We start from the raw sequence: 10,880 nt of genomic DNA, 5'->3' as shown, positions 1-10,880 counted from the left end.
CCCGCGTGTTCGCCCTGACCATCCATTTCGTTGCCGGCCGCTACCACGCCACGCCCTGGGGCCGGCATGTCAACGAGGCGGATGTCGCATGGCCGCCCGAGCCGTGGCGCCTGCTCCGCGCCCTCGTCGCCACCTGGCACCGCAAGGGCGACCACGACCGCTTCGACCGCGGTCTTCTCGCCGATCTGATCGACCGGCTCGCTGCCGATCTGCCGATCTACGATCTGCCGCCGGCTGTCCATACCCACACCCGACACTACATGCCGTGGTTCAAGAAGGGGCCCGGCGACCGCACCCTGGTTTTCGATGCCTTCGCCCGCCTCGATCCCGACACACCGTTGAGGATTCTGTGGGAGAACGCCGATCTGACTCTCGAAGAAGCCGACCTTGCACGGCATCTGATCGAGCGTCTCGGCTATCTCGGCCGCGCCGAGAGCTGGATCGAGGCGCAGATCGATCCAGCACCGATGCCTGCGTCCTGGCAGCGGACCTGTCGCCCCGGCAACGAGGACGTGGACTCCGCGACCGGCGAGGTCGCGGACCTCGTGCCGTTGCTGGCGGCGATGGACGCCGCAAGCTACCAATCGCACCGGGTGGTGTTTCTCGATGCGGCGAAAGAGCAGCCCAAGCGGACGCGAAAGTTCATCGAAGCGACGCTGGGGGAGCGGCTGATCGATGCCTTGTCGCCCGAGACCTCCGATTGGCAGAAAGCGGGATGGAGTCGGCCGCCGGCCTCCCGCCAGGTGGTCTACCGCCGACCGATGGACGCATTGTCGCCCACCGCACCGCGGCGAGCGTCCCGCTCGCGCGACGGCGGACCGCTGACCACCGCGCGCTTCGTCCTCGATGGCAAGCCGCTGCCGCGGATCGAAGACGCGGTGCGCATCGGTGAGCTCACGCGCCAAGCGCTGATGGCGAAGGCGAAAGACCTTCTCGGCGAACGGGCCATTCCCGACATCTTGTCCTGCCATGGCCCGGTCGACCCGACGCACGGCCACGCCTTCTTCCTGCCTGAAGATGCGGACGGCGACGGCCGCATCGATCACCTGATCGTCCATGCCAAGCACGGCCTGCCGCCCGACTGCTGGTCCGTGTTCGCCGCCCTGAAAAGGCTTTGGCAACGAGACGGCCCTGAATGGCGCGTCGCCCTCGAAGGCATCGGCACCCCTGCCACCTTTGCGAACGACACGCTGCTGCTGCGAAAATCTCTGCGTTGGCGGTCGGCAACCNCCTATCTGCATCCGTGGCATGTGAAACGCAGCCTTGGTCCCGCCGATCAGATCCGCAAGGAGTGCCGTCTGCGCGGCAGGAGTGAGCCCGCGGAGACTGATGAATTGCCAGATGGCATTCCAGTCAAAGACCGGCCGTGCCGCCCCGTTCACTTTCATCGCTTCCGCTCGAAGCGCGGGCTGGTCCAGCCCGACACCCGCGGCAGCTTCTGGCTGCTCACGTTCGCCGAGCCGGTCGACGGTCCCGTCGCCCTCGGCTTCGGCTGCCACTTCGGCCTCGGCCTGTTCCAGGCGATTGCTGACGAGTGAGGCTGCCGCGGCGACGTCGCCAACGCCACCTCTTGCTAGCGTCCACAACCGTTCACATCGCGCGTCGGCGATAGGTCTGCCAATAGCGACCACCGGCCTTGGCTGCTTTACCCGGCTGGAGCATTCGCTTCCCGCCACTCCCGATGTCCGCTTCTTTCATGGTGCGTCAGTGATGGGGCTGCCCACAGCGACCGCTGAACCGAAGCCGCTTCCGCTCGCTGCCGGGATACGCTTCCGGCGGCCCGCCATGTCGCTTCTTTCATTTTTCGCGCGTCGGCGAGGGAACTGTAGAGTGCGTGTCGCACCTCCCCGATCGAGGTTTCCAGAAGTTTCCGCAGGGCAATCGCGCTTTCGAAATAGTACTCAGCCAGCGGTCCTCCAAGCCATTGAGGACAATGAGATCGCAAGCTGGATACTAAATTGGCGTGGTACCCAGCTTTCGGAGAAAGGGGCCTGAAGAGAGAACGCCAGGGGCCTCGGTTGGGCGGCGTGGTTCTCAGGGGCGGCGGCAAACCCTTTTGAAACAACGCGTTTTTCCGGCTGGCGGGTCGGCTGAGAGAGCGTTCCGGGCAGGGGAACTGGCGGAGGGAGCGGGATTCGAACCCGCGACACCTTTCGGTGAACACGCTTTCCAGGCGTGCGCCTTAAACCGCTCGGCCATCCCTCCGCGGAAGGGCGGACCCTAGCGGAACCGGTCTCTCCCGGCAACCGGGTAAGCGATCGTCGATGCTTCCTTATGTTTGCCACCGCTTGCCGGCGAGCGCCCCGCCCATATCTTCGCGTCGTTGCGGCAGATTTGACTTCCGTCCTGCCGAGCATTTTTATACCTTCGTAGGACTACGCTGAGAAAAGGAGAAGTTTCGTCCCGGTTCGCAACCGAGAGACGGTGCCTTTCCCGAGGGTATCGCCGGCTTGGCGATCGATGACGGGAATGACGCGACCTCCGGCGGTTGAACGGGCGATATCCCAATAGTGACGGTTGGCGGTTTTTCCTCCGGTCCGATGGAACCGGAGAGGAAAGTCGCCGGGCGTCGAAAACCGCACCGTGCTGCAGTCCCGATTTCGCCGCTCGTCGGGGCGTTCGCCTCACTCAGCGGACGGTGCTAACAACGCGAGGGGGAAAGGGCTGTTATGGACACCAATGCACACTCGGTCATCCAAGCGATCGTCCGCGCGCTCGAGGAGCCGCCGGCGCGTGCGCGCCAATCCCGCAAGCCGGTCATCACCGTCTCGCGCACCATCGGCAGCGGCGGCGACGACATCGCCCGCTCCCTGGCGCAGCGTCTGGGGGTTGAGATCTACGACGCCGAGATCATCAATGCCATCGCTGCCGAAGCCAACGTCAGCCCCACGCTGATGCAGACGTTGAACGAGAAGCTGGATTCGGTCGACGCCTGGATTTACTCGGCAGTCTTCGGCAAGCACGTCTCACGCGACGAGTACGTTCACTTCCTGTCGACGGTGGTGCGCGGTCTCTATCACACCGGCGGCGTCCTTGTCGGCCGCGCCAGTCACGTCATCCTCGCCGGCCGCGACGTGCTCAGGGTGCGCATCGTCGGCTCAGTGGAAGCCTGCGCCACCCGCATCTCCGAACAGGACGGCAGCAGCTACGCCGAAGCGAAGCGCAAGGTGCAGGAAAGCAACAAGCGCCGGGGCAAGTTCATCTGGGACCTGTTCCACTCCCGCTACAACGATCCCACCAACTTCGACCTTGTTATCAATACCGATTACTTTCGCCGCCTCGACGACGTGGCCGAAATCATCATGCTGGCGATCTCGCGCCCGCGGTCTGGACCGCAAGACGGCACCGACGCACGAACATCACAGCCACCACCCGGGGGCGTGAACACCGGTTTGCACCGATGCACTGGCGCCCCGGACGAAGCCGTTCCGGCGATGCTCAGTTGTCGTCCATTCTGAGTGCGGCAATGAAGGCGGACTGGGGAATCTCCACTTTGCCGAATTGCCGCATTCGCTTCTTGCCTTCCTTCTGCTTGTCGAGAAGTTTGCGTTTACGGGTGATGTCACCGCCATAGCACTTGGCGGTGACGTCCTTGCGCAGGGCGCTGATCGTCTCGCGGGCGATGACGTTGCCACCGATCGCTGCCTGCAGCGGGATCTTGAACAACTGGCGCGCGGGNATCAGGCCCTTGAGGCGGGTGCAGATGGCGCGGCCGCGCGCCTCCGCCTGTCCCCGGTCGCAAACGAAGGAAAAGGCATCCACCGGCTCGGCGTTGATCAGGATCCCCACCTTGACCAAATTGCCGACGCGGAAGCCGTCGATCTCGTAATCGAAGCTGGCATAGCCGCGCGAGATTGACTTCAGCCGGTCGTGGAAATCGAAGATAACCTCGTTCAGCGGCAGCCGGTAGACGAGCATCGCCCGGTTGCCACTGTAATTGAGCTCGATCTGCTCGCCGCGGCGCTCGGTGCACAGTTGCAGCACCGGTCCCACGTAGTCGTGCGGAGCGAAGATCGTCGCCTTGATCCACGGCTCTTCGATATGGTCGATTCGTACCACATCCGGCATATCGGCCGGATTGTGCAATTCTTCCACCGTACCGTTGGTGAGGTGGACGCGATAGACGACGCTGGGGGCGGTGGCGATCAGATCGAGATTGAACTCGCGCTCGAGCCGCTCCTGGATCACCTCTAGATGCAGCAGGCCAAGGAAACCGCAGCGGAAACCAGATCCGAGGGCGGCCGAACTCTCCGGCTCGTAGTGGAAGCTCGAATCGTTGAGTCGGAGTTTCGCCAGCGACTCGCGCAGGTCCTCGAACTCGGCCGCATCGGAGGGAAACAGGCCACAGAAGACGACGGGGACGGAGGGTTTGAAACCGGGCAGGGCGACTGCGGCGGGGCGCCGCTCGTCGGTGATCGTATCGCCCACCTCGGTATCGGCGACTGCCTTGATGCCGGCGGTAATGAATCCCACCTCGCCGGGGCCAAGGCTGTCGGTCTGAACCGGCTTGGGGGTGAAGACGCCCACCTGCTCCACCTGATGGACGGTGCCGGCGGCCATCATCCGCACCTTCACGCCCTTGCGCAGGCGGCCGTCCTTGATCCGCACCAGGATCATCACCCCCAGGTAGGGGTCGTACCAGCTGTCCACCAGCAGAGCTTTCAGCGGCGCCTCCGCGTCTCCTTGCGGGGCCGGCAAGCGCTGGGCGATCGCTTCCAGCAGGTCGGGAATACCAATGCCGGTCTTGGCCGAGATGTGCACCGCGTGCGACCCATCCAGTCCGATCACATCCTCGATCTGCCGCATGATCCGCTCTGGTTCAGCGGCCGGCAAATCGATCTTGTTGAGAACGGGGATGATCTCGTGGCCGTTCTCGATCGCGAGATAGGCGTTGGCCAAGGTCTGCGCCTCGACCCCNTGCGTCGCATCGACCACCAGCAACGAGCCCTCGCAGGCGGCAAGACTGCGGCTGACCTCGTAGGAGAAGTCTACGTGGCCGGGCGTGTCCATAAGGTTAAACAGATAGGTTTGCCCGTCGCTGGCGCGATAGGTGAGGCGGACCGTCTGCGCCTTGATGGTGATCCCGCGCTCGCGCTCGATATCCATGGAATCGAGCACCTGCGAGCGCATCTCACGCTCCGAGAGGGCACCGCACACTTCGATCAGCCGATCGGCAAGCGTCGATTTGCCGTGATCGATATGGGCGACGATGGCGAAGTTGCGGATGAGGGTCAGGTCAGTCATGGCGGCGCTTCTACCATCGCCCGCTCCGCCATGCCAGCACGGTGCGCTGCTACAGGTCAGCCGACCCACTCGTAGACCTCGGGCTTGCGTCTGCTGCAGCTGCAGCCGCCGCCGCAGCTCTCTGGCTGCGGCAGGCGACGGACACGACCCTTGCGGATCCAGTGATCGAGCATGCCGCGCAAGGCATCGGCATCCGCATCGAAGCGATTGCTCATATCGAGGAGGTCGGCGCGGCGGCGCTCGACGAGATAGGTCTTGAGCTCGGAGAGAATCATTGAGGTAAATCCCGGTATCAGCTCGCCGTTGCAAACTGCGGCGAACGCCGACCGACGTAGCGCATGGTTGCCAGGGTGACGACGAACAGAGTGACAATGGCGCCAATCCAACCGGCCGACGTCTCCGGATGCCGGGTGATCTGGCCCGCCTGGAAGGCGAGCACGCCGGCCCCATAGCCCAGTCCCGTCGTCCAGAGGCAGGCGAAGAGCATCCAGCCCCAGCCGGTTTCCCGCTGGATTGCGGCCACGGCGGAAACGCAGGGCATGTAGAGCAGAACGGCGAGCAGGTAGGCGAATGCACCCAGTTGGCCGTCGAAGCGCTCGGACATGGCGGTGAAGGTGGCCGTGTCCACATCCTGCCGGGCCGCGGCGTCCTCCAGATTCCCGGTGCCGACGACGTCCATGCCAAGCGGATCGGTGATCGCGCTGGTGAGTTTGCCGATGTTCTCGGGAATGGTGGCAAATGCTGCCGCGAGGGCAGGGGCAAGGGCAAAGCGCTCCGGCTCACCCTCGTCGCTGCTGCGCTGGGCGACGCCGAGATTGCCGTAAAGCGCATTCAGGGTGCCGACTACCGTTTCCTTGGCCAACAGCCCGGTCAGCAGGCCCACCGTCGCCGGCCAATTGTCCTGACTGATCCCCATTGGTGCCAACACCGGGGTCAGTGCCTTGCCGGCGATGGCCAGCACCGATTGATCGGTATCTTTGTTGCCAAAGGAGCCGTCGGTGCCGATCGAACCAAAAAAGGAGAGGAGGGCGACGACGCAGACGATGACCCGGCCGGCCCGCAGCGTGAACGCCTTCAGCCGATCCCAGGTGTGGATGGCAAGCCCCTTCAGCGTTGGCAGGTGATAGGGCGGCAGTTCCATGACAAAGGGTGCCGTTTCGCCGCGCAGCAGGGTCGTTTTCAACACCAAGCCGGTCATCACCGCGAAGCCGATGCCGATCAGGTAAAGGGCGAAGACGAGGTTATGCCCGCCGGTGGGAAAGAACGCAGCGGCGAACAGCGCATAGACCGGCAGCCGGGCGCCGCACGACATGAACGGCGCCATCATCACCGTTATGATCCGGTCGCGCCGGCTTTCCAGTGTCCGCGTCGCCATGATTGCCGGGACGTTGCAGCCGAAGCCGACGATCAGCGGGATGAAGGATTTACCNGGCAGGCCGACTGCGCGCATCACCCGGTCCATCACGAACGCCGCGCGCGCCATGTAGCCGCAATCCTCCAGGAAGGAGAGAAAGAGATAGAGGCAGGCGATGATCGGGATAAAGGTGGCGACGGTCTGGATTCCACCACCGATACCGTCGGCGAGAATCGTCGTCAGCCACGTTGGCGATCCAAGGTCGGCGAGCAGCTGGCCGAAGCCGTCCACCAGGATGGCGCCGACAAACTGGTCGAAGAAATCAATGAAGGCGCTGCCGAAGTTCACCGAAAAGAGGAACAGGAGATACATGACGACGAAGAAAATCGGCAGGCCGAGAAGCCGATGCAGGACGATGCGGTCGATCCAGTCGGAGCGGGTTCGCTCGACCACCCCCTCGCGGACCACGGTCGCATCCACCACTTGGTTGGCGAAGCCGTAACGGGCATCGGCGATCAGGATGTCGGCATCTTCGTCGGCACGACGGGCAACTTCGGCACATGCGGCATCGGCAGCGGCCGCGAACTCAGCACCCACCCAGGACTCGACGCCGACGTCGCCCTCAAGCAGCTTCAGCGCCAGCCACCGCGGATCGACACGCCGTTCGGTTGCCACCGCAGCAAGCCGGGGTGTGAGTGCATCCAGCGCTTGGGTCACTGCCGACACTACCGGCAAGCGGAAGGTGGGAAGCCCCGTTTGTGCTGCAGTCTTGGCAATCGCCGCTTTGAGGTCGTTGACGCCTTCGCCGCGCGTCGCCACCAGTGCCACCACCGGGCAGCCAAGCTGCTCGGCAAGCGCGGCGACGTCGATCTGCATCCGCCGGGTGCGGGCGATGTCGACCATGTTCAGCGCGACGACAATCGGCAGTTGCATCTCCAGCAACTGGGTGGTCAGGTAGAGGTTGCGCTCCAGATTCGAGGCGTCGAGGATGTTGACGATGACGTCGGCTTCGTTGGCCAACACGTAGTCACGGGCAACCCGCTCGTCGATGGAGGAAAGCGAGGTGACGCCGAGGGAATAGACACCCGGCAGGTCGACGACAGTCACTGCCGTCGCACCATCCTGGTAATTGCCGGTCTTGCGTTCGACCGTAACCCCNGGCCAGTTGCCCACCTGTTGCCGGGCGCCGGTGAGGGCATTGAATAGGGACGTCTTGCCGCAATTCGGGTTGCCGACGAGACCGATGGTCAAAGTGCGCTTCGTCATGGCGCTAAATCCGCTCCACCTGCAGCATGGCCGCCTCAGCGCTTCGCAGGCTGATCGCCGTGCCGCGGACATTCAATTCCACGGGATCGCCCAGGGGGCCAGGCGTTTGAGAACAAATTCGGTCCCAGGGGTGAGACCCATGGCCAGCAACCGCTCGCGATAGCCGCGATGACCGGGCAGCAACCGGACGACGCGGCCACGGTCGCCGATGGCAAGGTCGCCTATTGTCGTGGTCATGATTGCGGGTCGACCCGCGCAACCATGATCCGGTGCGCCATGCCAACACCAAGGGCGATGCGGACACCGTCGCGGGCGACGACCATCCGGCCGCCATGCTGTCGGGTCATGATGGTGAGTTCGCTGCCGACGGGCAGGCCGAGATCAGCGAGTTTGCGTTCTACCCCTCGACCGCTGTCGTAAGCGAGGATCCGACCTTTTCCCCCTCGCTGGCGAAAAACAGCGGAAACGCACGTGCTCCGACCGACAACGCATCCATGGGCCGTTTGTGTCCTTTCGCTCCGGTTGCTATGGCATCCCGTCCAGCCAACGGCAGTTGGAATGACATGATAATGCAACTCATTCTTAACGTTTGCACACAATATCTTTACGGGTAAGCAGCAATGCGTCAACGCCGCTTACCGCATACCAGCCCGGTTAAATTATCGGGTCGTCAATTCCGCGTAAGCGGCAGGCGGCGATGACCGTATTACGCAGCAGGCAGGCTACTGTCATCGGCCCGACCCCGCCCGGCACCGGGGTGATCGCCCCAGCCACGTATTTCGCCGTCTCGAAGTCCACGTCACCCACCAGGCGGCGTTTGCCGGCGGGGGTTTCGATGCGGTTGATGCCCACGTCGATGACGATGGCGCCAGGTTTGATCCAGTCACCCGCGATCAACTGCGGCCGCCCCACCGCGGCGACGAGAATATCGGCGGCACGGCACTCGGCGGCCAAATCGGCGGTGCGCGAATGCGCCATTACCACAGTGCAGTTCTCCGCCAGCAGCAACATCGCCATCGGTTTGCCGACGATGTTGGAGCGGCCCACCACCACCGCGCGCAGTCCACTCAGGTCCTGGCGCTGGCTCTTGATCAGCCGCAGGCAGCCGATCGGCGTACACGGCGCCAGCGCCGTGCTCAGGCCCGACATCAGCCGGCCGGCGTTGACCACGTGGAAGCCGTCCACATCCTTGTCCGGACTCACCTGAGCCAGCACGGTGGCGGTGTCGATNGTGCGGGGGAGGGGCAGTTGTACCAAAATGCCGTGCACGTGATCGTCCTGGTTGAGGCCAGCGATCAGCGTCAGCAGATCCTTCTCGCGCACGTCGGCCGGCAAGCGATGACTGAACGACTGGATGGCGCAGTCTTCGCATTGCTCCGACTTGGTCCGCACGTAGATCTGGCTCGCCGGATCGTCGCCGACAAGAACGACGGCAAGGCCGGGCGTCAGATGGTGGTGCTTGCGCAGGTGGGCGACTTCGTCGCGCACCCGCCCGCGCAGAGCGTCGGCAATAGCGCGTCCATCGATGCGGGTGGCTTCGGCCTTGGTGTCCACGGTGGTCGTCATCCTTGCTCTCAGCACAAGCCGCGCGCCCGGCACCAGCCGGTCAGTCGCGTCTGCNAGTTGATGGGGTTCGCCCGCCACCGCCAGGGTTTTGCGCCGGTCAGTAGCGCCGGCGACGATGGCAAGGGTGCTCTTCGGCAGTTGCCATTCCCGGGCAAGGGCGGCGATCACGGCGTCGTTGGCGCGACCGCGGTCAGCAGCCTCGGTCACCGCGATCTTCAGTCGATAGCGGCCGTCGGCATCGGCGATCAGGCCATCGATGCGGGCGCTCTGGGCGCGTGGTGTGACCCTGAGGCGAACCTCAAGACCGTGTCGCGCCGGCGCAAAAACAGTTCCTGCGACGCCGAAGGCGATGCCGCCGCCTCAATTGAGCGCGGCGGCAACATAAAGCCGGGCCAGCACCTGCTGCAGGAACAGCAGCAGGAGAATCAACACCATCGGTGAGATGTCGATGCCGCCCAGATTTGGCAGGAATCGGCGGATCGGCCGCAGCACCGGCTCGGTCACTCGATTGATGAAGTCACCCACGAGATAGACGAATCGGTTGCGGGTGTTGACCACATTCAAGGCAACGAGCCAGCTCAGTACGGCGCCGATGATCAAAACCCAGATATAAAGGTCGATCACCGTGTTGATGAGCCAGAACAACGGGCCGAGGACGACGTTCATCGCTTCCATGGAGGGGGACTGCTCGGGGACTGATGAAGATAACGCTAACCTACCCGGCAGTTGCAGCGGGTGCAAGCCGGGCTGCGGCAATTGGCTGCGGCAATCGCTTGACAGGGCGCGTGAGGCAAACCCATTATCTGCCGCACGCCAGCATTGCTGTGGGGCCGTAGCTCAGTTGGGAGAGCGTCGCGTTCGCAATGCGAAGGTCAGGGGTTCGACCCCCTCGGCTCCACCATTCTTTCGCAACGATATCAAACGACGTGTAGGCCGGAATAGCCCCCTGGCGTATTCCGACTTACGCAAGATTAATGATTGCGACGCGAGCTGCGCGCCAGGGCGGGGGCCGACATGAGGTCAACGGTGATAGTGTGTGCGACAGCCATTGCTGTCGCCGCATGTGCGGCATCTACAGGCGCACAGAAACTGGGGCCAGACACCTACGCTATAGGTGCACGGGTTCATCCGCTCGGCGGAGATTCCATTGCCGCACGCAGGATCGCCTTGGAAGATGCAGCCGAATTCTGCACAAATAAGGGACAAGAGATTCTGGTAAAAAGCTGGCAAACCGGTAGCATGCCGGGCAGTGCCGAGGTCATATTCCGCTGCTTAAACTCCGGAGATCCAGAGTTACAGCAAAGACCTGAATACAAGAGTGCTCCCAATATGAAACTAGAAATACAAAATTCTAGTTAACGTTTACCCATCGTCTTGCACAAACCTTTTAGAATTTTACGGCGGCTGAAGTCCACTCCGAGCTACGCTGGCTTGTATAGACCACACTGAC

The 10,880-nt window shown here is 63.4% G+C and carries 8 protein-coding genes, 2 tRNA genes and 1 pseudogene; 3 read left to right on the top strand and 8 right to left on the bottom strand.

The genetic code is table 11. The features are described from left to right. The first annotated feature begins 5 nt into the window (after positions 1-5). Positions 6-1,538 carry a type I-G CRISPR-associated protein Csb2 gene (gene csb2, locus HQ394_RS06695; RefSeq protein WP_190262621.1) on the top strand — a complete coding sequence of 511 codons (1,533 nt, stop codon included), beginning with the start codon at positions 6-8 and terminating at the stop codon, positions 1,536-1,538. Between the two features lie 579 nt (positions 1,539-2,117). On the opposite strand, the gene HQ394_RS06690 is transcribed toward csb2, so the two are convergent. After that, a tRNA-Ser gene (locus HQ394_RS06690) sits at positions 2,118-2,205 on the bottom strand. Between the two features lie 464 nt (positions 2,206-2,669). Between HQ394_RS06690 and HQ394_RS06685 the strand changes: the two genes are divergently transcribed. Continuing rightward, positions 2,670-3,458, top strand: coding sequence for a cytidylate kinase-like family protein (locus tag HQ394_RS06685; protein ID WP_190262620.1), 789 nt, complete (start codon positions 2,670-2,672; stop codon positions 3,456-3,458). Here the strand turns inward: HQ394_RS06685 and lepA are convergent. The 7 genes and pseudogenes from lepA to HQ394_RS06645 form a co-directional block, all read right to left on the bottom strand. Next, on the bottom strand, positions 3,439-5,244 hold the full coding sequence (gene lepA / locus HQ394_RS06680) for a translation elongation factor 4 (RefSeq protein ID WP_190262619.1): 1,806 nt from the start codon (positions 5,242-5,244) through the stop codon (positions 3,439-3,441). The genes HQ394_RS06685 and lepA overlap by 20 nt on opposite strands. Before the next feature lie 56 nt (positions 5,245-5,300). Next, the gene (locus HQ394_RS06675) at positions 5,301-5,519 is read right to left on the bottom strand and encodes a FeoC-like transcriptional regulator (RefSeq protein WP_190262618.1); all 219 of its coding nucleotides are present in this window, start codon (positions 5,517-5,519) and stop codon (positions 5,301-5,303) included. Positions 5,520-5,536: 17 nt separating this feature from the next. Next, positions 5,537-7,864: a Fe(2+) transporter permease subunit FeoB gene (gene feoB, locus HQ394_RS06670; RefSeq protein WP_190262617.1), complete on the bottom strand. Its 2,328-nt coding sequence runs from the start codon at positions 7,862-7,864 to the stop codon at positions 5,537-5,539. A 4-nt stretch (positions 7,865-7,868) separates the two neighbouring features. Continuing rightward, positions 7,869-8,101: pseudogene (locus HQ394_RS06665) on the bottom strand (FeoA family protein). Next, complete coding sequence (locus HQ394_RS21080) at positions 8,098-8,439, bottom strand: FeoA family protein (RefSeq protein WP_223291912.1); 342 nt, start codon at positions 8,437-8,439, stop codon at positions 8,098-8,100. The pseudogene HQ394_RS06665 and the gene HQ394_RS21080 overlap by 4 nt, the downstream one beginning before the upstream one ends. Positions 8,440-8,518: 79 nt before the next feature. Then, a complete protein-coding gene (gene folD, locus HQ394_RS06655; RefSeq protein WP_317629034.1) occupies positions 8,519-9,781 on the bottom strand; it encodes a bifunctional methylenetetrahydrofolate dehydrogenase/methenyltetrahydrofolate cyclohydrolase FolD in 1,263 nt (420 codons plus the stop codon). A 9-nt stretch (positions 9,782-9,790) separates the two neighbouring features. Next, positions 9,791-10,096, bottom strand: a complete 306-nt coding sequence (locus tag HQ394_RS06645; protein WP_190263161.1) for a YggT family protein — start codon at positions 10,094-10,096, stop codon at positions 9,791-9,793. A gap of 160 nt (positions 10,097-10,256) precedes the next feature. Between HQ394_RS06645 and HQ394_RS06640 the strand changes: the two genes are divergently transcribed. Beyond that, positions 10,257-10,331 (top strand) — tRNA-Ala (locus HQ394_RS06640). The last annotated feature ends 549 nt before the right edge of the window (positions 10,332-10,880 follow it).

This window comes from Defluviicoccus vanus (genome assembly GCF_014672695.1).
Taxonomy (GTDB): Bacteria; Pseudomonadota; Alphaproteobacteria; order Rhodospirillales; family Defluviicoccaceae; genus Defluviicoccus; species Defluviicoccus vanus.
This window is presented reverse-complemented; position numbering and strand designations above follow the sequence as displayed.

What these genes read in the sequence shown, in the direction of transcription:
- HQ394_RS06685 (WP_190262620.1), top strand. Translation starts at nt 2,670, where the DNA reads ATGGACACCAATGCACACTCGGTCATCCAAGCGATCGTCCGCGCGCTC.
- HQ394_RS06675 (WP_190262618.1), bottom strand. Translation starts at nt 5,519, where the DNA reads ATGATTCTCTCCGAGCTCAAGACCTATCTCGTCGAGCGCCGCCGCGCC.
- HQ394_RS06645 (WP_190263161.1), bottom strand. Translation starts at nt 10,096, where the DNA reads ATGAACGTCGTCCTCGGCCCGTTGTTCTGGCTCATCAACACGGTGATC.